Origin of the sequence: Terribacillus aidingensis, from assembly GCF_040703035.1 — a bacterium.
Taxonomy (GTDB): Bacteria; Bacillota; Bacilli; order Bacillales; family Amphibacillaceae; genus Terribacillus.
In genome coordinates this window covers 1,915,273-1,938,431 of sequence record NZ_CP159996.1, presented here as the reverse complement: position 1 = coordinate 1,938,431, position 23,159 = coordinate 1,915,273, and the positions used below count along the sequence as shown (strand labels likewise).

The following is a 23,159-nucleotide window of genomic DNA, read 5'->3' as shown; positions in this document are numbered from 1 at the left end:
TCGGTTTTCTTACGCTTTCTTAACTTTTACCTTCGGAAGGATCTTCTTCGGATCAACATTGAATTCCAGCTTCACATCTTCCAGGTTCGCTGGATCAAATTTCTCGATAAAATTGATAACTTCCTTTGTCACAGGAGTAGGAGTAGAGGCACCAGCAGTAATAGCAACTGTTTCGACTCCCTCCAGCCATTCCAGCTTCAACTGGGAAAGATCTTCGATACGGTATGCTTTCGTACCAGCAATCTCTTGAGATACTTGTGCGAGGCGATTGGAGTTGTTGCTTCGCGGATCGCCGACAACCAGTGTAAGATCAGCATCTTTCGCCTGTTCGGCAACTGCTTCCTGGCGCACCTGTGTCGCCATGCAAATTTCTTGAATCATTTCTGTTTGCGGGAATTTCTCTTTCACAAGCTGCATGACATCGTAGACGTCCCACTGACTCATTGTCGTCTGATTGGTAACAATAAGTTTCGGTGCATCCAATTCAAGTGCTTGGACGTCTTCTTCGGTCTGGACAAGGTGAACTTTACCAGGAGCGACGCCGATAGCACCTTCTGGTTCCGGGTGTCCTTTTTTACCGATATAGACGACTTCATAGCCTTCTGCTACTTTTTCGCGGATCAGATCATGTGTACGTGTCACATCCGGGCATGTAGCATCAAGGACAGTCAGACCTTTTTCATGTGCGCGCTGTTTCACTTCAGGAGAGACACCATGAGCAGTGAATACAACGGTACCGCTGTCTATTTGTTCTAAAAGCTCCATTCGGTCCGAACCATCGAGTGTGATGACGCCTTCCGTTTCAAATGCATTGGTCACATGGGCATTATGCACGATCATGCCGAGAATATAGATCGGCCGGGGAAGATTCTCATCCCGTACGGCATTCTGCGCTATCACCATGGCATCTACCACACCGTAGCAGTAACCTCGTGGCGCTATTTTAATTACGTTCATTCGCTGTGTTTCCCCCTTCTCCGTTTGCACGGGACATCTATTTCTGGGTCTTCTCCATTATAAAGGCTATTAAGGAATATGACAAAGATTGTTTATTATCTTCGAGTAATCGTGCAAAATATGACAAAGTCCTCTATAATATAAAAGGAACAGAATGACCAAAAGGAGTTACACATGAAAAATCACCAATTTAAACAATACGCGCTTCAGCCAACAGTCAATGAAGCGATTGATAAACTAGGCTTTGCCAACCCAACACCGATCCAGGAAAAAGTCATCCCGGCAGTTCTGCGGGGCGACAGTGTTATCGGCCAATCTCATACTGGATCTGGTAAGACACATTCTTATTTGATCCCGTTGTTCAGTAAATTGAAGGAAGCCGAGCAGCATGCACAATTCGTTGTCACAGCACCGACACGCGAACTTGCTATCCAGATTTATGAGGAAGCCCGTCATTTCATAAAACTTGCCGGTAAAGAGAATGATTGGCATGCGAAGCTATTCATTGGCGGAACAGACAAGAAAAGATCAATCGAGAAATTGAAAACACAGCCGCAGATCGTCATCGGTACCCCAGGAAGAATCCTGGATCTGATGGAGGAGCAGGCACTGGACTTATATCCAGCTACCAGCTTTGTTCTTGATGAAGCAGATTTGATGCTTGATTTAGGCTTTATTAAAGAGGTAGATCAGATTTTGACACGTATGCGTCAGGATGTACAACTGCTTGTCTTCTCAGCGACAATTCCAGAGCGTTTGCAGCCGTTCTTGAAAAAGTACTTGGAAAATCCAAAGCACTTTGAAATTGGCGGTCATCTATCTCCAGAAACGATGGAGCATCGCTTAGTTCCGATGCGGCACCGTGATGAAGCAGAAATGATCATGAAAATAGCTAGTGTCATCCAGCCATACATGGCCATTATTTTCGTGAATGGAAAGGACGCAGCCAATGTCCTTGCAGCAGAGCTTACGGATAAAGGCTTGCAGGTCGGTCTTCTTCACGGCGGACTTACACCTAGGGAACGAAAACGCGTACTTCGCGATATTCAGGAACTGCGTTTCCAGTATCTTGTTGCGACGGATTTGGCCGCACGCGGCATCGACATCAAAGGTGTCAGCCATGTCATTAACGCCCAGCTTCCGAAAGAAGAACCATTCTATGTACACCGTGTAGGAAGAACTGCACGTGCTGGTATGGAAGGGACTGCAATCAGTCTGTATAATGATTATGACTTAGAACTGATTCAGAAACTGGATAAGAAAGGTCTTGAATTTACGACCTATGACATTGCCAATGGAGAATGGAAAGAACTGAAAGCGTGGAACGAACGGGTTACACGTAAGAAAACTGAATCTGATAATGAATCCCAAGCTTGGAAGCAAGTACGTAAACCGAAGAAAGTAAAACCGGGCTACAAACGGAAAATGCAGTATCAGAAAAATAAAATCAAGAAGAAGCTGGACCGACAAGATCGTTTTAAGCGAAAGTAAGGAGAAAGTGGATTTATGATAATTGGATCACATGTTAGTATGAGTGGTAAGAAAATGCTCTTGGGATCAAGTGAAGAAGCTTATTCTTATGGCGCTAACGCCATGATGATTTACACAGGGGCACCGCAAAACACAAGAAGAAAAGCGATTGAGGAGCTTAATATAGAAGCTGGCCGGGTGCATATGAAAGAGCATGGCATTACAGATATCGTTGTACACGCTCCTTATATCATTAATGTCGGCAACTCGATCAAGCCGGAGACATTCGAATTGGGTGTGAACTTCCTCCGCAGTGAAATAGAACGGACAGAAGCTATTGGAGCGAAGCAGATTGTGTTGCACCCAGGTGCGCATGTTGGCGAAGGAGTCGCGGCGGGTATCCAAAAGATTATTGAGGGTCTGAATGAAGTACTCGTAAAGGACCAGAATGTTCAGATTGCCTTGGAAACAATGGCTGGAAAAGGATCTGAAGTAGGATCCAACTTTGAGGAATTGGCACGTATCATCGATGGCGTCACACATAATGACAAGCTTTCCATCTGCTTCGATACTTGCCATACGCATGATGCAGGCTACGATATCGTGAATGATTTCGATGGTGTATTGGATCAATTCGACAGAGTGATTGGTCTGGACAGGTTGAAAGTTCTCCATGTCAACGACAGTAAAAATGAACGAGGAGCCAGAAAAGACCGTCATGAGAATATTGGATTTGGTCATATCGGCTTCGATGCTTTGCGGTATATTGTTCATCATGACCAGCTCCAGCAGCTGCCGAAGATACTGGAAACGCCATTCGTTGGAGAAGATAAAAAGAACAAGAAAGCACCGTATGCGCATGAAATCGATATGCTCATGAACAACAGCTTTAATCCGAATTTAAAAGAAAATATCATGGCTTAATGAAATACCCCGAAGCAGCATGTGCTGCTTCGGGGTATTTTTACAATTTGATGCCGTGTTCTTTTGCCAGCTGCAGAAAGATTTGATGGGTTTTTTGGGCGGTTTGTGTATCGGTGATCTGTGCGAGTGCTTTTAGCATCTGCAGTCGATCAGATTCCTTAAATGGATCTAACTTGTTCTGCCGCAAAAATTGAACTATCTGGGATGCTTGCAGGGGTGTAAGAGGCACTTGGTATTCTTGACTTTGCTCCAGGATTTCGTCAACGGTCAAATTTCGCAGCTTATTCAGCACTAGTTTATGAACAATGAAATTCATTTGAAACCTCCAGCTCTAAGATGTGGATGAAGCGTGCTAATTCCTTTATCTACCTGGTAAGTTTATGCCGGATCCACACAAAATAGAACCATACCTTACCCCAGATAAGGAGGTTTCACATGGATAAGGAACAATTTGATCAGGATGTAAACAGTAAACGTGATGTCGAGACGGCAGCAGAGATTTCTCCTTCCGAAGAACGTTATCGACGCTCTGAAAAAGAAGGCGGTCAGCAAACGACTGATTCCGAAAAAATGTTTGGCTATATCGCCTTGATCTTATCTGTTGCGTCTTTCTTTTTTGCACCGATTCTTGTCGGAGCAGCTGGTATCGTCTTTGGCGTATTGGCAAAGAGAAAGGGCGCAGATGTATTAGGGAATATCGCCTTGATCATAAGTATTATAGCAATTGTCATCTCTTTATTTACAGCACCTTATGTATAAAAAAAGCTGACTCCTTCTGGAGTCAGCTTTTTCTTATGCTTCAGCTGCTTCTTTTTCTTTTGCTGCTTGTTCAGCGAAATATTCTTCAGCAAGCTTATCAATTTCAATTTTCAGTTCATCTACCATTGTTTCCTCAGGTACTTTACGGATGATTTCACCATGGCGGAACAGAAGACCCTCTCCACGTGCACCAGCAATGCCGATATCCGCTTCACGAGCCTCACCAGGACCGTTTACTGCACAACCGAGTACAGCTACTTTGATTGGTGCTTTAATAGTGCTGATGTACTCTTCGACTTCATTTGCAATACTGATCAAGTCAATCTCAATACGGCCGCAAGTAGGGCAGGAGATTAGAGTAGCAGCATTGGATGAAAGGTTGAATATTTTAAGAAGCTCACGAGCTACTTTAACTTCTTCAACTGGATCTGCACTTAAGGAGATACGCATCGTACTTCCGATACCTTTGCTTAAGATAGCTCCCAAACCGGCAGCACTTTTCACCGTACCGGCAAATAGTGTTCCGGATTCTGTAATACCAAGGTGCAGCGGATAAGGAATTACTTCAGCCGCTTTTTCATATGCTTCGATAGCCAATGATACATCAGATGCCTTAAGGGAAACGATGATATCGTGGAAATCAAGCTCTTCGAGAATCTTAATATGATGCAATGCACTTTCTACCATTCCATCAGCAGTTGGGTAGCCATATTTTTCTAGGATATGACGCTCCAGGGAACCGGCGTTAACACCGATACGAATCGGGATACCTTTGGCTTTGGCTGCGTTTACGACAGCTTCGACTTTCTCCCGTTTTCCAATGTTACCAGGGTTGATCCTGATTTTGTCCGCTCCGCCCTCAATTGCTGCCAGAGCCAATTTATAGTTGAAATGAATATCTACAACTAGTGGGATATTGATGCGTTTTTTGATTTCAGGAATCGCATCAGCTGCACGCTGATCCGGACATGCTACCCGCACTACTTGGCAGCCTGCTTCCTCAAGACGCAGTATTTCCGCTACAGTAGCTTCCACATCATGCGTTTTTGTTGTTGTCATAGACTGGATGACAACCTCGTTTTTACCGCCGATCGTGATGTTGCCAACATTGACCTGACGGGTATCTTGTCTGTGTATTAATGCCATTTATATATCGCTCCTTTGATTATCGCGAGGAAAACAGGGATATATCCTTATATTTTCCCATTATAATGCTAATACTGCTAAATTAGAAGTAACTAGGCTCAACTTTAATAAAATCTTCATCTAAGATAATGGGGGAAATAATAGGCAGATCCTGCATCCAGTGCATACGGATCCTTCCCGGGATTCAATTCCTCGAAATCCACGATCACCTGTTCCATCGTAACGCGCAAGTCGTTATTGTTCAACTCATTTGCTACAGAAAGTAGTGTGTCTCCTTGTTTTACCTGCAGAAGCACTGGCTGAAACGTCTCTTGCGTCGATTCCTGCTTTTTATCTTGTACCGGCTCCTCCACGTTTGGTTCTGCCGGTGTGGCAGGTACCGGACTGCCTATTGTGAGATCCTTCCAAATGCTCATGAATAACGCACAGCAAAACAGAAAAATACCGATCCGTTTCCACATATATTCTCCTCCGCTCTGGGTACTTGTATGTTAAGTATTAGGCATAGGAAGGAAAATACCTTTAGGATGAAACAAAAAGGATCTTTGCTCGTATATAGATAGTAGGAGAAAGGAGTATGTGCATGCTTGATTATAATTGGATCCCGGTCTTCATGACTGGACTCGGTACGATGTTTCTTATAGGTGAAATTTTAGTGAAAACCAAAGGTATCCTCTTTTTATTAGGGGCAGGCTTTATCAGTACATTCTTTATAAGTTATTTGGATCCCTCCGCTATATGGTATATGCTTCCGTTGTATTTTATCGGGATGCTATTGATCGTAATCGACGGAAAACTTTTGAATGACGGTACGCTCAGCGTCATCGGTTTACTGACGATGCTTTTAACAGTTGGATTCACAGCACCGAATTGGACAGCAGGTATCTATGCAATTATTGGAGTCATTGTCGGAGCAGTTGGTTCCTTCGTTTTCCTAAAGGCATTCCCAAAACGGGATATGTGGGGGAAAATAGCTTTGCTTGATACACTGAGTTCCGAAAAGGGATATAACTCGATGAATGAGACGTACGCTGCCCTTGTAGGACAAGAGGGAGAAGCGATAACCCCGATGCGTCCCTCGGGCACAGTGCGGGTGGATGGCCGTGAGTTAAGTGCTATCACAGATGGAAAATGGCTGGATCGAGGAAGCCGAATTAAAGTAACAAATGTAACCGGCGCAAGGATTATGGTAGAGAAACTGGAAGAGAATACAGAATAATTTACAAAAACAGCTAAATAAATTGTAAATTTCCATACAAGACCTTTACAAGCCTTCTGACAAATTCAATAATTGAGTAGGAAACAATGTGAAGGGAAGGAATGCTTGCTTTGTCTAATTGGGAATTTATCATCTTTGAATTTATCGGCGGTTTGGGCCTGTTTCTCTTTTCTATCCGTTATCTTGGGGATGGGCTGCAGCGGGCTTATGGCAAACAGCTGCAGCTAGCCATGCACAGATTCACTGTCCATCCGCTTGTGGGAGTGCTGTCAGGCCTTGTCGTAACAGTTCTTATCCAAAGCAGCACTGCAACTAGCATACTAGTTGTCGGACTGGTCAACGCCGGTTATCTCACATTAAGACAGGCTGTTTCTGTCCTCATGGGAGCGAATATCGGAACGACTTTGACGGCGTTTTTTATCGGAATCGATTTGATTAAATTCGGCCTGCCGATCATGGCGCTTGGAGCGTTCCTGATTTATTTCTTTGTCAATCAGCGTACACAGCAAATTGGGAAAGTGTTATTTGGAGCCGGGGGTATATTCTACGGACTGACTTTGATAGGCGAGGGGCTGCATCCTGTCCTGGACATGGAAGCATTCCAGTCGTTAGCTGCAAGTATGCACTCGAATCCGATAACCGGAGTTGCGATCGGGACATTCACAACTATTGTAGTGCAAAGCAGTGGCGCTACAGTTGCGATCCTGCAGGAGCTCTATGCACAGAATGGAATCGATTTGAAGGGAGCTATGCCTGTTCTCCTCGGAGATAATCTGGGGACGACTCTAACGGCTATGCTTGCCGCGATTGGTGCCACAGTTCAGGCAAAACGGGCTGCGCTCAGTCATGTTATGTTCAATGCCATTGGTATGGTTGCTTTTCTCTTGATTTTGCCTTTATTTGTAGATATTGTAGCGTGGATGCAGCAGGCATTCGAACTGAATGATAAGCTGACAATCGCAAGCGCGCATGGATTCTATAACGTTGCGAGCACATTACTTTTGCTCCCGTTTCTCGGTTCATTCGTCTGGCTTATCACAAAAATAATTCCTGGTGAGGAAGAGAAGCCGATGGCATTGAATAACCATCTTGATCCGTTATTCATTCAGCAATCTCCTGTTCTTGCATTGGAGCAAGCGAAGCTGGAGGTGCTGCATATGGGCAGACTTGCGGTAGATGGATTGGAACAAGCAAGTACATATGCGAATAATCATGAAAGGCAGTTCGCTGATTTGGCTATGCAGCTGGAAAAGGAAGTGAACCGAAAGGATCGGGAGATCACCGATTATCTTTCGAAGATTTCCACTAACACGTTATCTGAGGAAGAGAGTATCATGCACGCAGCTCTCCTGGATGCAATTCGGGATATCGAACGTATCGGAGACCATTTTGAGAATGTTGTCGAGTTCGTCGATTTTCAAATTTCAAGTAACATTAAGCTGACGAGAGAAGCACAGCAAGAACTGAACAGCATGTTTGATTTAACGATCATGACAGTGAAACAGGCCCTCGAGGCATTGGACAAGCAGGATAGGGAAACAGCGCTGGCAGTCCTTCAAAAAGAAGATAAAATTGATAAAATGGAACGTGCTTACCGGAAGTCGCATCTTATTCGTCTGAATGAAGGGAAATGCGCCGGTTCCGCGGGAATAGTATTCGTAGATATTATCAGTAATCTGGAGCGGATCGGCGATCACTCTGTGAATATAGCCCAGCTGATTTTAGGTGAGTAGACAGGAGGAATAATCTCCTGTCTTTTATTTTTTGCTTGCACAAATATGAGCAGACATGCTATAGTATTCCTGTCAGTTAACAAGAACTAAAAAACATAATAAAAACTTATGTAAAAACAATTGACAAGTTTTTAAATGCATGATAAATTATATAACGTCGCTAATAAGTAAAGTAGTTGCGAATACATAACTTATCACATTATTCCACAGTAGCTCAGTGGTAGAGCTATCGGCTGTTAACCGATCGGTCGCAGGTTCGAATCCTGCCTGTGGAGCCATGGCGGTGTAGCTCAGCTGGCTAGAGCGTACGGTTCATACCCGTGAGGTCGGGGGTTCGATCCCCTCCGCCGCTACCATATAATTTCATTTAAGTCATGGCGGTTGTGGCGAAGTGGTTAACGCACCGGATTGTGGCTCCGGCATTCGTGGGTTCAATCCCCATCAATCGCCCTTTCATACTTAAACCGGACCCTTAGCTCAGTTGGTTAGAGCTATCGGCTCATAACCGATCGGTCGCAGGTTCGAGTCCTGCAGGGTCCACCATTTACAAGAATTTAATATGAAACATCGCGGAGGAATACCCAAGTTTGGCTGAAGGGATCGGTCTTGAAAACCGACAGGAGCTTAACGGCTCGCGGGGGTTCGAATCCCTCTTCCTCCGCCATATCTTGGCTCGGTAGCTCAGTCGGTAGAGCAACGGACTGAAAATCCGTGTGTCGGCGGTTCGATTCCGTCCCGAGCCACTCCTAAACAGCTGTTCAGATGAATGGCTGTTTTTTTGTGCGTTAAAAACAGGAAGCTGGGAAGAATATACAAGGCTCTTGAAGCAAAATGCTTGCCGTTTCAGACAAGCTTTGGTACGCTTTACGAAAAGGTAATCACCTTTGAATTACATATCATTTAAGGAGGAATAATCATGGCTAAATTTGAACTACCAGAATTGCCTTATGCATACGACGCACTTGAGCCTCATATCGATAAGGAAACAATGAACATCCACCACACAAAACATCACAACACATATGTGACGAAGCTAAACGACGCAATCGCAGGAAAAGCTGACTTGGAAAGCAAATCCTTGGAAGAGCTTGTTGCAGGTGTTAACGAACTTCCTTCTGACGTACAGACAGCTGTACGCAACAATGGTGGCGGCCATTACAACCACAGCCTATTCTGGAAGCTTCTTTCTCCAAATGGCGGCGGTGAGCCAACTGGCGAAGTAGCTAGTGCCATTGCAAACAAATACGGTACACTAGATAAATTCAAAGAAGAATTCGCAGCTGCAGCAGCAGGCCGTTTCGGTTCTGGCTGGGCTTGGCTTATTGTAGAAAACGGTGAAGTAGATATCGTATCTACTCCAAACCAAGACAACCCTGTAATGGAAGGCAAGACACCAATTCTTGGCCTTGATGTATGGGAGCATGCATACTACTTGAAATATCAAAACAAACGTCCTGATTACATCAGTGCTTTCTGGAACGTTGTAAACTGGGATGAAGTAGAGCGTCTTTACAGAGAAGCAAAATAAGACGGTTATTCAAAAAGATATCAGCTTTTAGCTGGTGTCTTTTTTTTGTGCATATCTCTTTTCGGATGGCAGATACTAAGTAGCAGTAAAAGGAGATGGCATTATGAAGCCGAACTTATTTACCGCGGATTCTGCCAGGAAAGAGCTGCATGTGCTGCTAATTATCGGGGCCCTTTACTCTCTCGGTATCTTTCTGTCGAATACGTTCGTCAATATTTACTTATGGAAACAGACCAATGATCTAATCAATATTGCGGTGTACAATTTAGCGATTTATGTTGCTCAAACAATTCTCTTCACATTATCTGGGAGCTGGGCAAAACGAATCGACCGAGTCATCATACTCCGCATAGGGGTATTTTTCCTTAGTGTGTTTTTCCTTCTTGTTTTATTCACGGGGGAAAAAGCAGCTTCTTATAACTTGCTTCTTGGGGCGGTGCTTGGAATAGGCTATGGGATGTACTGGCTGGCTTATTCTGTGCTTACTTTCGAAGTGACAGAACCAGAAACAAGAGACTTTTTCAATGGTGTATCAGGACTATTGCAATCTTTAACAGGTATGATCGGTCCGTTTGTTGCCGGTTATATCATTACCAGAATGAATAATTCTCATGGCTACACACTGATTTTCGCTGTATCGTTCTTTTTGTTCCTTTTGGCCGTCATATGTACAGCAGGTATCAAAAGAAGAGGAGCAGAAGGTAAATTCGGGCTGATGCAAGCATGGAAGGAAGTCAAACATGATGCGGCTTGGCGCAATACAGTGCTTGCACATGTGTTCCAAGGTGTGAGAGAAGGTATCTATACATTCATCATCTCCGTCTGGGTTTTTATCGTTACAAATAGTGAGCTTTCGCTTGGTACGTTTAATCTTGTCTATTCCGCATTTTCGTTTATCTTCTATTATATAGCAACCCGTTATATTAAAAGCCGGCAAAGAAAGACGGCTATCTTCCTTAGTGGTGTTGCGCTTTCACTTAGTGTCGTGCTTCTATTGGTTGAGCTTAATTTTACTACTTTGCTGATTTATGCTGCTATCATCGGTGTTTTCTATCCGATTCTCTATGTGCCTTATTTGTCCCTTTCGTATGATGTGATCGGTAAGGCGAGGGATGCTGCAAAACTGCGGGTGGAGTATATAGTCCTTAGCGATGCAGCAACAAACATAGGCAGGATTGTATCTGTTGTGCTTTTGCTTATCGGGGTAGGGATCTGGGCAGATGCTTCCATTCCTTACCTGATGTTCATTCTTGGAACAGGACCATTTTTCATCTACTTTTTCACGAGGCATATCAAGAGCTTCGCACCAGCTGCTTCGGTTAAGAAGCTTCCGAAAAATGAAATTGCAGGAGACGACAATCGCTGACATTCTATAGTAGAAGCGGATCGAGGATGATGATATAATGGGACCAGTATGTAAGAATGGGGGAACATTATGTCTAAAAAAAGGAAGAAGAAGCGTGCACTGCTTCCTTTCCGTCTCAATATTTTGTTTGCGATTGTTTTCCTGCTGTTCTCAGCCTTGATTCTGCAGCTCGGAGTTGTGCAGATAATCAAAGGGGAAGAGCACCAGGCAGTATTGGAAGAGACGACAAATGATATCGCTGAAATTTCTGTTCCGCGCGGAATGATTTATGATAGCGAAGGAAATGTGATTGTCGGGAATGAGCCAGTCTATTCGATCACATATACTCCGCCAAAAAACGGAGATTCTTCTGAAAAACGTTTGGAGATTGCCACTAAGCTTGCCGATATCATCAAGATGGATGATAAGGCAATCGACAAGATTACCGAGCGTGAGTACAAAGAGTATTGGTACGTATTGAACTCAGACGAAGCAAACGGCAGGATCACTGCTTCAGAAAAAGAGACCCTTGATGACTCAGAAGTTTACGATCTTACTTTAGATCGGATAACGGAGGATGACTATAAAGAACTTGAGAGTGATGATCATGCCAAACAAATTATCGCTATCAAACGTGAAATCGACAGCGCTACAGAGCTTGTGCCGCATGTAATCAAGAATAAAAATGTCACCGAAGAGGAATATGCGACGATAGCCGAAAACATGGGCGAATTGTCCGGCATCAATGTTGCAACCGATTGGGAGCGTTATTATCCGTATGATGGTTCTCTAAGCGGCATCCTTGGCGGCATCAAAACCGGTATCCCAGAAGGGGAAGAGGATTATTACAAGTCCCGCAACTACCAGCTTAATGACCGGATTGGTACGAGCGGACTTGAGAAGGAATATGAAAGTCTCCTGAAAGGTGACAAAAAGCGTGTCCGCTACGTAACGGATAACAGCAACAACATCGTGTCCCAGGAGGTAATCTCTGAAGGGCAGCGCGGTCAGGATCTTCAATTGTCCATCAATATGGACTTCCAGAAAGAACTGGACAAGATTGTGCGTGAAGAGTTAAAAGGTGCAATAAACAAGCATCCTGGTGCAAATCGCTATATGGAAGATGCAATGGCGGTAATGCTTAATCCGAATACAGGTGAAATTTACGCCGCAAGCGGTCAGCATTATAACCGGGAAGATAATAAGTATGAATCTGCTGATATGAATACCGTCTTCAGCGCAAATGCAGTTGGTTCCACTGTTAAGGGAGCGACATTGCTTGCGGGTTATCAAGAAGGTGTTATCGATATGGGAGACAGATTCTATGATACACCGATGAAGATTAAAGGTACTCCAGTAAAATCTTCTTATAAGAATATGGGGTCAATCAATGATTTACAGGCATTGCAAATGTCTTCCAACGTTTATATGTTCAATGTAGCATTGCGAATCGGGGGAGAATATAATTACAAGGCGAATCAATCTGTAAATTTCGATCATGATGCATTCCGGAAATTACGGAACTATTATAACCAAGTAGGTTTAGGTGTTGAAACAGGTATTGATTTGCCATCTGAATCAACTGGTTACGTTGGTACAACAGGACAGGCGGGTAACCTGCTTGACTTCTCGATTGGGCAGTTCGACACGTACACAACTATGCAGCTGGCCCAATATGTTTCTACCATCGCAAATGGCGGATATCGTATAAAACCGCATTTTGTAAGTGAGATTCATGAACCTTCGAATGAGAAGGATAAACTAGGTCCATTAGCTGAAACAAAGTCACCCGAAGTACTGAATAAAATAACGGCAACTGATGAACAAATCGAACAAGTAAAAAAAGGGTTCAAGATGGTGTTTCAGACGCAAAACGGAACTGCCTATAGTCATTTGAGTGAGAAAGCAAAGACTTATGATATTTCCGGTAAGACAGGTACGGCTCAGACTAGTATCAATGGCACAGAATTAGAAAACCTTACATTGATTGGATATGCAGATTCTGAGAACCCTGATATTGCCTTCGCTATCATGGTGCCAAACACTGGCGTAATTAATGGCGGTGGACAATATCCTATTACCTACAATATAGCCAACCGCGCACTTGAATACTATTATGAGCATACAGCTCCGGACGATGAAGACAAAAACGAATAATAATTATACCCAAAGAACCACTCCAATAAACGGGGTGGTTCTTTTTTTTTCAACAAATTAATACTTAAATTTACACAACCTTTACATTCCGTTTATTTTTCCTTAATAGAGACAAGTTAATATTGTACTTGTAAGGCAAATGAACTAATCGAATCACTTAGGGGGAAAATTAAACATGAAGAAGATGAAACTATCTGTATTGCTTGCAATGTTCGCACTAGTTATCGGTGTACTTGCAGCATGTGGCGGTAACGCTGGCGGCGAAGAAACAGAAGGAAACACAAGCGGGAACAGCAATAGCGGCGGCGGAGAAGCTTCTGAAACTTCCATCGTTGTAGCAGGTTCCAGTGCGATGCAGCCTCTAGTAGCAGCAGCAGCTGAACAATACAAAGCTGATAACGCTGATGCAGACATTCAAGTTCAAGCAGGTGGTTCAGGTGCTGGACTAAGCCAAGTTCAGGAAGGTTCTATCGACATCGGTAACTCTGATGTATTCGCTGAAGAGAAAGAAGGCATTGACGCTGGAACTCTTGTTGATCATCAAGTAGCAGTAGTTGGTATGACTGCAGCTATCAACCCTAAAGCAGGTGTAGATGATCTTACAAAACAGCAGCTAATCGATATCTTCACTGGTAAGGTTACGAACTGGTCTGAAGTAGGCGGAGAAGATCAAGAAATCACACTTGTTAACCGTCCTGATTCTTCTGGTACACGTGATACTTTCGTGAAATACGCACTTGATGGCGAAACGCCGGCAGAAGGTATTACAGAGGATTCTTCCAACACTGTTAAGCAAATCGTTGCTGATACAGATGGAGCAATTGGCTACTTGGCACTATCTTACTTCGATGACGATACTATCGTAAAAGCTAAAATCGATGGTGTTGAAGCTACAAACGAAACAATCGGATCTGGTGACTTCCCAATCTGGGCTTATCAGCACTCTTATACAAACGGAGAGCCTGAAGGCCTAGCGAAAGAATTCCTAGATTATATGCTAAGCGACGAAGTTCAAACTACAATCGTACCTGAACAAGGCTACGTTCCAATGACTGACATGAAGGTTGAACGCGACGCAGAAGGAAACATTACTGAAAAATAATATCTAAAACATAAGGTAGATGCAGTGACATACTGCATTTACCTTACTGTGGTTATAAATTAGCTATCACAGACAGCGGGAGGCCTTTTTTAGGGTGTTCCTTTCCGCTGTTTTCATGAGGAGTTGTAGAAGTTGGCAAAAGCATCAGTATCTCCATCAGCTGAAGAACGGCTGATACTAACTAAGAAAAACAGACGGTGGGACGAAGTACGCGGACGTTCCCTCGTTACTATATGTGCAGTAATTATGATTGCTGCTACCATTGCAGTTACTGTTTTCCTTGCGCAAAAAGGACTTCAGTCATTTACTGTCAATAATATTAATCCAATCGCATATTTAACTAGTGCGAACTGGAACCCAACAGGTGGCGAGAATGCATCATTCGGTATATTTCCATTTATTTTCGGCTCATTAGCCGTTACTTTCCTATCAGCTCTAATTGCAGCACCACTAGGCATCGGGGCAGCGATATTCATGTCTGAAATCGCACCGAAATTTGGTAAAAAAGTACTGCAGCCGGTTATTGAATTATTAGTAGGTATACCTTCTGTAGTATATGGTTTCATCGGACTAGTTGTCCTAGTGCCATTATTGAGAGATCATTTTCCAGGTATCGGGTTTAGTTTGTTTGCAGGTGTCATCGTCCTTACAGTTATGATTCTCCCTACGGTTACTACTATAGCAACAGATGCCATGCGCTCATTGCCGAACAGCTTACGGCAAGGTTCACTTGCGCTAGGCGCGACACGCTGGCAGACAATTCGTAAAGTATTGATTCCGGCAGCATTACCATCACTGCTTACAGCCATCGTATTGGGAATGGCACGTGCATTCGGCGAAGCATTGGCTGTACAAATGGTTATCGGTAATACACGAGATATTCCGGGCAGCATTTTTGACACAGCTGGAACATTGACAACAATTGTTACATTGAATATCGGACATACGACATATGGCAGCATTGAGAATAATACACTTTGGTCTATGGGTCTCATCTTGCTGATCATTTCGTTCGTATTTATCTTTATTGTCCGTTACTTGTCCGGTAGGAGGAAAATCTAATGAACAGCAGAATCACAGATCGTATCGCAACAGGTGTATTTTACACGATCGCAGCAATCATGGTTGCATTGCTGCTTTACCTATTCTATTTCATATTATCTAATGGATTGCCACAGGTGACATGGGATTTCTTGACGTCTCCTTCCAGCTCCTATCAAGCTGGCGGCGGTATCCGTGACCAATTATTCAACTCCTTGTATATCCTGTTTATCACAATGGTCATCACAGTACCACTAGGGGTATGTGGCGGGATTTACATGGCAGAATACGCAAAACCAGGCAAAATCACGAATTTTATCCGTACGTGTATCGAGATGCTGGCTTCTTTACCTTCTATCGTCGTAGGTTTGTTTGGTCTTTTGATCTTTGTAAACATCACTGGCTGGGGCTACACAATCATCGGCGGTGCTTTGGCACTTACTATCTTTAATATTCCAGTAATGGTGCGAGTAACAGAGGATGCGATCCGGAGCGTACCGAAAGAACAGAAAGAAGCGAGCTTAGCTTTAGGTATTACAAGATGGCATACAATTAAGACAGTTATACTTCCCTATGCTTTCCCAGGTATTCTAACAGGTGCAATTCTAGCTTCCGGCCGTGTATTTGGAGAAGCAGCGGCATTGCTTTATACAGCAGGCCTTTCAACACCGACACTTGATTATGGAAACTGGAATCCATTCGCAGAGAATTCTCCGCTGAACATTTTCCGACCAGCTGAAACACTTGCCGTTCACATCTGGTCTGTTAATACACAAGGACTTATTCCAGATGTACGTGAAGTAGCTAATGGAGCATCAGCGGTTCTAGTCATTGCTGTACTTGTGTTCAATCTCCTCGCTAGATGGTTGGGCAGTGTCATCCATAAGAAGCTAACAGCAGGTAAATGATGAAGAGAGGAGTTCGTGACATGAACTATACAGCAGATAAACCAACAGAAACGAAAACAGAAGATGATATGGCTGCATCCACTACAAGAGCTTCCAAGAAAGAAGTCGTACTTGATGTAAAGGATCTCAGCATTTTCTACGGTAATAATGAAGCGGTGAAACGGGCAAATATGGGTATCGAAAAGAACGCAGTAACAGCACTAATCGGACCTTCCGGCTGTGGAAAATCTACGTTCATCCGCTCCATCAATCGGATGAATGACTTGATCCCTTCCAGCCGAGCAGAAGGTGAGATCATTTATGACGGAATCAATATTCTTCGTGATGATATCAATGTTGTTGCATTGCGTTCTGAAATCGGCATGGTGTTCCAAAAACCGAACCCATTCCCTAAATCCATCTACAACAACATTACACATGCATTGAAATACAATGGTCAGAAAAATAAGAAGGTCCTAGACGAAATTGTTGAGGAAAGCTTGCGCAAGGCTGCTTTATGGGATGAAGTGAAAGACCGTCTGCATCAATCAGCTTTGTCTTTATCCGGTGGTCAGCAGCAGCGTCTGTGTATCGCACGTACGTTGGCAATGCAACCGCAGATTCTCCTATTGGATGAACCTGCATCTGCGCTTGATCCAGTATCCAATTCCAAGATTGAAGAACTTATCCTTCAGCTGAAAGAAGATTATAGTATTGTTATCGTTACACATAACATGTCACAGGCATCTCGTGTATCTGATAAGACCGCCTTCTTCTTAAATGGGGATGTCGTAGAATACGATGATACGAAAAAAATCTTCACTAATCCTTCTGAAACGAAAACAGAAGAATATATTTCCGGTAGATTCGGGTAGGAGGAACGACAGCTATGCAAGTGGCAGCAGAGAAAGAGACAATTTTCCAAGTGAATGATTTGAACCTATGGTATGACGACTTCCATGCATTGAAGGATGTTAGCCTGGAAGCGTTGAATAATGAGATTTATGCTATTATCGGTCCATCCGGTTGTGGTAAATCCACTTTCATCAAGACACTTAATCTAATGATCAATATGGAGCCAGGTGTCCGTATGACTGGTGAAATTAATTACAAGAACAAAAACATTCTTGATTCCAGAGTTGACTTGGTGGATTTACGTCGTAAAGTAGGGATGATTTTCCAAAAAGGTAACCCTTTCCCGCAGTCAATTTACGATAATATAGTGTATGGACCAAAAATTCACGGTATTAAGAAGAAAAGTGAATTGGATGAAATCGTAGAAACAACTTTGAAGGATGTTGCGCTTTGGGATGAAGTAAAGGATCGCCTAAAGTCTTCTGCAATGGGTCTTTCCGGTGGTCAGCAGCAGCGTTTGTGTATTGCGCGTGCGCTTGCAACGAAACCGGATGTCGTCTTGATGGATGAACCAACATCTGCATTGGATCCGATTTCCACTTTGAAAATTGAGGAGCTTATGACGGAGCTTAAGAAAAAGTATTGTATCGTCATCGTGACACATAATATGCAGCAGGCTTCCCGTATTTCAGATAAAACAGCCTTCTTCCTGCATGGTCGTGTTGTGGAGTCAGCAGAAACGGGTAAGATATTCTCTAACCCGGAAGATAAGCGGACTGAAGATTATATTAGCGGACGTTTCGGTTAATTACGTATTGGAGGAGAACGTATGGTAGCGAGAGAGCAATTTTCAGCAGATTTGGAATCAATCCAGAAATCAATTATTTCTTTTGCATATGAAGTAGACACAGCTTTGAAGCAAGCTATAGACGCATTATATGAGCGAGACAGTGATCTAGCTTATAAAGTAATTGAAAATGATGATTTATTGAATGAACGCGATCAGGAAATAAATGAAGCTACGATCCAATTAATTGCGATGCAGCAGCCTGTTGCGACAGATTTGCGACGCTTGGTTGCTTTCCTTCGTGTATCTTCCGACTTGGAGCGGATGGGTGACCATGCAAAAAATATCGCGAAAAGCGTAAACCGATTGAATGTATTAAGCCCGTATGACATTCCACCGGCAATCCGTGATATGCAGGAAGTTGTCAGTAAAATGATTCATAGTGCTGTACAAGCCTTTGAAGAAGAAGATATCACTAAAGCGAAAAAGTTGGCTGATTTGGATAATGTGGTAGACAGTATGTACGGTGAACTATTCCGTGACATGCTGGATGAGCGTAAGGCGCAGTCTGGGAAACATCAACAGACGATGCAGCTTGTCTTTGTTGGGCGCTTTGTTGAGCGTGTAGGAGACCATATAACGAATATTGGAGAAAGTATCCTATATCTTGTTAAAGGTACTGCAGTTGATTTAAATAAATAAGAAGCAGCGGCATATGCCGCTGCTTCTTATTTTGTCATCAATTTAGCAATGTCATCGTATCCCATATCGGAACTTAATTGATAGTTGCCGACTTGCAGTGATTCACTTGCTTCTGTAATGTCCAAATACGTACGGAATGCGGATGCATCCTCGATAATACTGGCTTTTTGAAGTGCAGATGCTACGTCTTCGCTAGTCATGCCAGTTTCCAGCTTAAGAGTAAATGTTTTTTGCTCTTCTTTTTCTGGCTGTTCCGGTGTTTTCTCTTGTGCATCCTTAAGCTGATCATAGTCTTTTTTAGTCAGCACATGGTAGTCGTTTTCTTCAAGCTCTTTTTTCATGTTATCTATACTAGGCTTTACCGTTTCGACTGCAGCTGAAGCTGTTGCTGTTTCTTCCGTTTTAGGATTTTCAGTAAAGTGAAACGCAAGCATACAAATGCCTGCTAAGAGAAGAGCAGTTGCGAACCCTCGGATCACTTGCTTCATAGCTGAACTCCTGCCTGTTTAGCTATGCGGTATACATCTTCCTCAGCCAGACTTGTCTGCGTGGCAATTTCCTTGATGGAATATCCTTGCTGCTGAAGCTTCAAAATTTGCTGAAAGATAGCGGGTTTTTGTGACGCCTTATTTTGTTTGGGCTCATGCTGCACAGTCGGCAGCAGCTCTTCTTCCAGAATCTTGACTTTCTTATTCAACGTATATGTTTCTTGCATAGTCGAAAGGGTCAATTGTTCAATTTGTTGATCCAGTTGTTTGAATTTATCTTGCATGAAAAAAGAGAAAATCCATAAAATGATACCGGCTGCAACAAAAGCGATAGCAGCAATTAACATGTTAGTATAAACCTCCTACTTATTGCTAACCTAGTTATACCATATCAAGCAGATGCAGGATATATAGTTTTCGACAATTTTCACTTTTCTTCTGAAATAGTTATCGTTAACGGTTGCTTACCTTACATAATTCTGCTATTATTAGATGGTCTGAAGATCGTTAAGTTTTCATACACTTATTTAAGATTGTTGGGAGGGATTATACATGCGTGTAAACATTACTCTCGCCTGCACAGAAACAGGAGATCGTAACTACATTACAACAAAAAATAAGCGTAAACATCCAGAACGCATGGAGCTTAGAAAATATAGCCCACGCTTGAAAAAGTATACGCTGCACCGCGAAACAAAATAAGCTCGACTAAAAGACTCCCCCTTCATTTGGCGGGAGTTTTTTTACATAATAAGGAGGCAGGGAAGATGGGAGAAAAAGAAAAACTTCGACAGGAAGGACTTCGTTTGCTGAAGGAAATGCCGCTTACAGATAAGCTGCATGTTGAGCATCGGCTTGCAGACCTCCTCTTTGCTTCTTCCATCTGGAAAGATGCAAAAAGCATCGGCCTGACAATGGCCCTGCCGCATGAGTGGGATACAACCAAGCTTATCCAGCAAGCATGGCTCGAGAAGAAGAGAATATGTGTCCCACTTACTATTGAAAACCGAGGTATGCAGTTTTACCACATCGAAAGCTACAATCAATTAACGGACGGAGCGTTTGGCATTAAAGAACCGATCGCCGAACGTTGCGAACCAGCTTCGAAGGATGAACTGGATCTTCTGATAGTGCCCGGCCTTCTTTTCGATACATTAGGTTATAGGATTGGTTATGGCGGCGGATATTATGATCGTTATCTAACCGATTATCAACATAAGTCGTTGTCTCTTGCAAGCAGCCGGCAGATTAAGCAGTCACTGCCAGTTGGACCATTAGATCTTCCGGTGGACCATCTTTTGACAGATGATGGTTTTCTGTTATAACCGAATAGGAGTATTCGGCTTAGGGTTAAACTAGGCTTATCCCAGAGGAAAGGAAGAGTGCAGATGTGGAAATCCCTCATCACAACGTTAACGTTGGCAGCAAGTGTCGTATTTTTGATACGAGAGCGGTATCGAGTGCTGAATGCACTTTTAGCCGTAACGGTTCTTCGCAAAGGTCTTATACGGCTTTCAATGGGATTTGAGCCCCTACGTTCCCGTATGCTCCCGATTTTATTTAAACGCTCAGTGTAAACTGGGCGTTTTTCCATGACTTTTTTGATAAACTGTAGGCAAGAGGGGGAGAGGTATGACCTACAACGAAGAAACGGCCTATTATAAGATGATCAATCATTTGTTAGCCGTTCATGGTTTTACATTAGTGAGAGCTGAAGACGACTTAAGAGTTTGTTGGCTCGAGAAGAAGCAGAATGGTATCACCCATGTTGTGAAACTTAATTATAGAACCTTTACTTGGGCAAATCATTTAAAACAGGATATTTTGAAAACGGCGAATCAGATACAGAATATGAGCAAAGGATTGTTCGCCAGGAAGACGCGTATCTATAATGTCTATTTTGGTGAACAGGAACCTGCGGATGATTGGTCGAAGCTAAAAAAACCTATGATTATCAAAAGTAAGCGTCCTATCCCGATGCAGCTTTATTATTTAGATGGCAGCTCATATGAAAAAGAGTCGGAGAAGCTATTTCGTCATTTGAAGCTTGATGACAAGATTTCTTTGACTTCTGCTGATGAACATGAGCTAGAGGTGGAGAAGAGCAGACTCCGCAGCTTGCTTGTTCAGCAGCAGCAGGCAGACCAAGCCGTCTTTCATCGAAAAAAGCCGCTTTTGGTCTATATACTTATCGGAATTTGTGTCGTAATGTTCCTCTTGGAAACACTGCTTGGAGGCTCGACTGACTCTGCAGTGCTTATTGAGCTCGGAGCGAAATACAATCCATTGATTCTAGCCGAAAATGAATGGTGGCGAATCATCTCCTCGATGTTTTTACATATCGGGGCCTTGCATCTTTTGACAAATATGCTGTCATTATATTATCTCGGTACACTGACAGAGCAGATATTCGGTCATCGTCGTTTCTTCTTCATCTACATTTTAGGAGGAATCATAGGCGGGCTGGGAAGCTTTGCTTTCTCAGATAGTCTTAGTGCAGGAGCATCAGGTGCGATTTTCGGGTTGTTTGGAGCGCTGATATATTTTGGTGTTGTTTATCCGAAACTGTTCTGGCGTACGATCGGGAACGTTTTGATCGTCATCCTGCTTATTAACTTAGTCATCAGTTTCTCTGCTAGTCATGTGATTGATGTATTCGCGCATCTCGGCGGCTTGGCAGGAGGCTTTGCCAGTGCTTTGCTCGTTGGCTTGTCTGGTAAAAGAAATACAAGAGCGCGCATTGGCGGTACACTTTTGTCCATTGCATTTATTGCTGGTCTCATTTGGTATGGATTTACTGGACCAGTAAATGATGCACTGCGTCACGTACTTAACGTGGAAGATGCACTAAGACAAAACGATTATTCTTCTGTGATTTCCGATGCGACCCTAGCTTTGAGCGAAGGGGAATCTGCATATGAACCGATGCTTTTATTCAATCGCGGTTTAGCTTACTACAAGACTGGTGACATGGATAAAAGTGCAAAGGACTATGAGCGACTGGTGACATTAACCCCGGAGGATCATGCTGCTCATTATAATTTGGCGCTTGTCCTCCAGGCAGAAGGAAAATTGGAGGAAGCTATGAAGCATGCAAAGAGAGCAGTCGAGCTTAAGCCTGATAACAGCCAGTATGAACAGCTCCAACAGAATCTCTCTCAATAATATTGCAGCAGTTCTCTGTGCTGACCTGTCTCATCCTGATAGAGGACGCGCAGATGCTTTCCTGATTTATCAAACAGCAAAAGCGGGATATACGTAGCTGCTGTGCTTTTTTCCACTGCTGGACCAATCGGCAGTATATAATTTCGATACAGTCCTTCCCATAGCCGGCTGATAATTTCCTGTCTTTCCTTATCTTCTGAAAGTCCAGGGATTTTCGTTAAGTCGGCTGTCGGAAGAGCGGTGAGTGGTAACTCGGTATATTGACTTGCTGGAATGGATAATTGTTGTTTCGCATTGTTCCAGACTTGCTGAAGTGTCCGACTCGTTTCTGTTTTCGCGATCTGACGGGACTGTATTTCTTTTTCATTTTTTGGAAATGAGAAAAGTTCATGTGCACCAGATGTGTAGGAGCGAACACCGGATATTTTAAATGTGCTGGTAATTTGATCCTTATGTAGTTCAGCAAAATGAAAAGAAACTGCATCAAGCTGTTTATTCGGCTGAAGTCTATGTGTCTTCTCCTGTGTAAGCCGGCTGGCGGGGTGCTGCCATTTATTCATTACACCAACCAATCGGCCATTTTCGTATAAGAGGCCGACATCTTGCCGTAAGTATGCTTCGGTATCGAGTGTGCTTGTCAGACGCCAATGGATGCGCCGGAAATCGACTTTCTTCATGGAAGTCGATGTATCGATAAAAGCAGCAGAGCCATCAAGCGGAAAGTGCTGAATGACAGGCTGCGGCTGCTGCATACGAATAATATAAGTGGAGATCAGGACGATGGAAAAAAAGACGCATCCAAGTATAAGCCATTTTCGCATTTGTTTTCCTCCTCATTGGACAAACTCTCGCTAATTGATACTATGTAATAGACCGATATGTTATGAAAGAGGG

The 23,159-nt window shown here is 43.3% G+C and carries 24 protein-coding genes and 6 tRNA genes; 23 read left to right on the top strand and 7 right to left on the bottom strand.

Annotated elements, in window-relative coordinates:
• Window positions 1-9: 9 nt before the first annotated feature.
• Window positions 10-957: a 4-hydroxy-3-methylbut-2-enyl diphosphate reductase gene (locus ABXS78_RS10280; protein WP_366247169.1), complete on the bottom strand. Its 948-nt coding sequence runs from the start codon at window positions 955-957 to the stop codon at window positions 10-12.
• Between the two features lie 174 nt (window positions 958-1,131).
• Between ABXS78_RS10280 and ABXS78_RS10275 the strand changes: the two genes are divergently transcribed.
• Window positions 1,132-2,448: a DEAD/DEAH box helicase gene (locus ABXS78_RS10275; RefSeq protein ID WP_366247168.1), complete on the top strand. Its 1,317-nt coding sequence runs from the start codon at window positions 1,132-1,134 to the stop codon at window positions 2,446-2,448.
• A gap of 15 nt (window positions 2,449-2,463) precedes the next feature.
• Window positions 2,464-3,351, top strand: coding sequence for a deoxyribonuclease IV (locus ABXS78_RS10270; protein ID WP_366247167.1), 888 nt, complete (start codon window positions 2,464-2,466; stop codon window positions 3,349-3,351).
• Between the two features lie 40 nt (window positions 3,352-3,391).
• Here ABXS78_RS10270 and ABXS78_RS10265 read toward each other — a convergent pair whose 3' ends face one another.
• Entirely contained in the window at window positions 3,392-3,667 is a 276-nt protein-coding gene (locus tag ABXS78_RS10265) for a DUF2624 family protein (protein ID WP_095222505.1), read from the bottom strand.
• Window positions 3,668-3,786: 119 nt separating this feature from the next.
• Here ABXS78_RS10265 and ABXS78_RS10260 point away from each other — a divergent pair, with 119 nt between their 5' ends.
• Window positions 3,787-4,110 (top strand): hypothetical protein, encoded by a 324-nt coding sequence (locus ABXS78_RS10260; RefSeq protein ID WP_366247166.1) that lies wholly within the window; start codon window positions 3,787-3,789, stop codon window positions 4,108-4,110.
• A gap of 33 nt (window positions 4,111-4,143) precedes the next feature.
• Here the strand turns inward: ABXS78_RS10260 and ispG are convergent, their stop codons facing one another.
• Window positions 4,144-5,256, bottom strand: a complete 1,113-nt coding sequence (gene ispG / locus ABXS78_RS10255) for a flavodoxin-dependent (E)-4-hydroxy-3-methylbut-2-enyl-diphosphate synthase (protein WP_095222507.1) — start codon at window positions 5,254-5,256, stop codon at window positions 4,144-4,146.
• A gap of 116 nt (window positions 5,257-5,372) precedes the next feature.
• Entirely contained in the window at window positions 5,373-5,717 is a 345-nt protein-coding gene (locus tag ABXS78_RS10250) for a LysM domain-containing protein (protein ID WP_366247165.1), read from the bottom strand.
• Between the two features lie 122 nt (window positions 5,718-5,839).
• Here ABXS78_RS10250 and ABXS78_RS10245 point away from each other — a divergent pair, with 122 nt between their 5' ends.
• The 17 genes from ABXS78_RS10245 to phoU all read left to right on the top strand — a co-directional run bounded on the left by ABXS78_RS10245 (window position 5,840) and on the right by phoU (window position 18,612).
• On the top strand, window positions 5,840-6,475 hold the full coding sequence (locus ABXS78_RS10245; RefSeq protein ID WP_366247164.1) for an NfeD family protein: 636 nt from the start codon (window positions 5,840-5,842) through the stop codon (window positions 6,473-6,475).
• 101 nt (window positions 6,476-6,576) lie between these two features.
• On the top strand, window positions 6,577-8,208 hold the full coding sequence (locus ABXS78_RS10240) for a Na/Pi cotransporter family protein (RefSeq protein WP_366247163.1): 1,632 nt from the start codon (window positions 6,577-6,579) through the stop codon (window positions 8,206-8,208).
• A gap of 203 nt (window positions 8,209-8,411) precedes the next feature.
• Window positions 8,412-8,486 (top strand) — tRNA-Asn (locus tag ABXS78_RS10235).
• Window position 8,487: 1 nt separating this feature from the next.
• Window positions 8,488-8,564: transfer RNA gene (locus ABXS78_RS10230), tRNA-Met, on the top strand.
• 21 nt (window positions 8,565-8,585) lie between these two features.
• Window positions 8,586-8,658, top strand: a tRNA-His gene (locus ABXS78_RS10225).
• A gap of 16 nt (window positions 8,659-8,674) precedes the next feature.
• Window positions 8,675-8,751: transfer RNA gene (locus ABXS78_RS10220), tRNA-Ile, on the top strand.
• Window positions 8,752-8,779: 28 nt separating this feature from the next.
• A tRNA-Ser gene (locus tag ABXS78_RS10215) sits at window positions 8,780-8,872 on the top strand.
• Between the two features lie 6 nt (window positions 8,873-8,878).
• Window positions 8,879-8,951 (top strand) — tRNA-Phe (locus ABXS78_RS10210).
• A gap of 173 nt (window positions 8,952-9,124) precedes the next feature.
• Entirely contained in the window at window positions 9,125-9,736 is a 612-nt protein-coding gene (locus ABXS78_RS10205) for a superoxide dismutase (protein ID WP_095222516.1), read from the top strand.
• Window positions 9,737-9,839: 103 nt separating this feature from the next.
• Complete coding sequence (locus ABXS78_RS10200) at window positions 9,840-11,102, top strand: MFS transporter (RefSeq protein WP_366247162.1); 1,263 nt, start codon at window positions 9,840-9,842, stop codon at window positions 11,100-11,102.
• 69 nt (window positions 11,103-11,171) lie between these two features.
• Entirely contained in the window at window positions 11,172-13,238 is a 2,067-nt protein-coding gene (locus ABXS78_RS10195; protein ID WP_366247161.1) for a penicillin-binding protein 2, read from the top strand.
• A gap of 175 nt (window positions 13,239-13,413) precedes the next feature.
• Window positions 13,414-14,340: a phosphate ABC transporter substrate-binding protein gene (locus ABXS78_RS10190; RefSeq protein ID WP_095222519.1), complete on the top strand. Its 927-nt coding sequence runs from the start codon at window positions 13,414-13,416 to the stop codon at window positions 14,338-14,340.
• A 132-nt stretch (window positions 14,341-14,472) separates the two neighbouring features.
• Window positions 14,473-15,402, top strand: coding sequence for a phosphate ABC transporter permease subunit PstC (gene pstC, locus ABXS78_RS10185; protein WP_095222520.1), 930 nt, complete (start codon window positions 14,473-14,475; stop codon window positions 15,400-15,402).
• The gene (gene pstA / locus ABXS78_RS10180; protein ID WP_095222521.1) at window positions 15,402-16,289 is read left to right on the top strand and encodes a phosphate ABC transporter permease PstA; all 888 of its coding nucleotides are present in this window, start codon (window positions 15,402-15,404) and stop codon (window positions 16,287-16,289) included. Before pstC ends, pstA begins: the two co-directional genes overlap by 1 nt.
• A 68-nt stretch (window positions 16,290-16,357) precedes the next feature.
• The gene (gene pstB, locus ABXS78_RS10175) at window positions 16,358-17,143 is read left to right on the top strand and encodes a phosphate ABC transporter ATP-binding protein PstB (protein WP_366249921.1); all 786 of its coding nucleotides are present in this window, start codon (window positions 16,358-16,360) and stop codon (window positions 17,141-17,143) included.
• A 14-nt stretch (window positions 17,144-17,157) separates the two neighbouring features.
• Window positions 17,158-17,931, top strand: coding sequence for a phosphate ABC transporter ATP-binding protein PstB (pstB, locus tag ABXS78_RS10170; RefSeq protein WP_366247160.1), 774 nt, complete (start codon window positions 17,158-17,160; stop codon window positions 17,929-17,931).
• A 21-nt stretch (window positions 17,932-17,952) separates the two neighbouring features.
• Entirely contained in the window at window positions 17,953-18,612 is a 660-nt protein-coding gene (gene phoU / locus ABXS78_RS10165; RefSeq protein ID WP_095222524.1) for a phosphate signaling complex protein PhoU, read from the top strand.
• Window positions 18,613-18,638: 26 nt separating this feature from the next.
• Here phoU and ABXS78_RS10160 read toward each other — a convergent pair whose 3' ends face one another.
• Window positions 18,639-19,100 (bottom strand): endolytic transglycosylase MltG, encoded by a 462-nt coding sequence (locus tag ABXS78_RS10160; RefSeq protein WP_366247159.1) that lies wholly within the window; start codon window positions 19,098-19,100, stop codon window positions 18,639-18,641.
• On the bottom strand, window positions 19,097-19,447 hold the full coding sequence (locus ABXS78_RS10155) for a hypothetical protein (RefSeq protein ID WP_366247158.1): 351 nt from the start codon (window positions 19,445-19,447) through the stop codon (window positions 19,097-19,099). Before ABXS78_RS10155 ends, ABXS78_RS10160 begins: the two co-directional genes overlap by 4 nt.
• A gap of 205 nt (window positions 19,448-19,652) precedes the next feature.
• Between ABXS78_RS10155 and rpmG the strand changes: the two genes are divergently transcribed.
• From rpmG to ABXS78_RS10140, 3 genes are all read left to right on the top strand, one after another.
• Window positions 19,653-19,802, top strand: a complete 150-nt coding sequence (gene rpmG, locus ABXS78_RS10150; protein WP_038561326.1) for a 50S ribosomal protein L33 — start codon at window positions 19,653-19,655, stop codon at window positions 19,800-19,802.
• 65 nt (window positions 19,803-19,867) lie between these two features.
• Window positions 19,868-20,425 (top strand): 5-formyltetrahydrofolate cyclo-ligase, encoded by a 558-nt coding sequence (locus ABXS78_RS10145; protein WP_366247157.1) that lies wholly within the window; start codon window positions 19,868-19,870, stop codon window positions 20,423-20,425.
• Window positions 20,426-20,732: 307 nt separating this feature from the next.
• The gene (locus tag ABXS78_RS10140; protein ID WP_366247156.1) at window positions 20,733-22,265 is read left to right on the top strand and encodes a rhomboid family intramembrane serine protease; all 1,533 of its coding nucleotides are present in this window, start codon (window positions 20,733-20,735) and stop codon (window positions 22,263-22,265) included.
• Here ABXS78_RS10140 and ABXS78_RS10135 read toward each other — a convergent pair.
• Window positions 22,259-23,086 (bottom strand): hypothetical protein, encoded by an 828-nt coding sequence (locus tag ABXS78_RS10135; protein ID WP_366247155.1) that lies wholly within the window; start codon window positions 23,084-23,086, stop codon window positions 22,259-22,261. The two genes, ABXS78_RS10140 and ABXS78_RS10135, sit on opposite strands and share 7 nt — an antisense overlap.
• Window positions 23,087-23,159 lie beyond the last annotated feature (73 nt).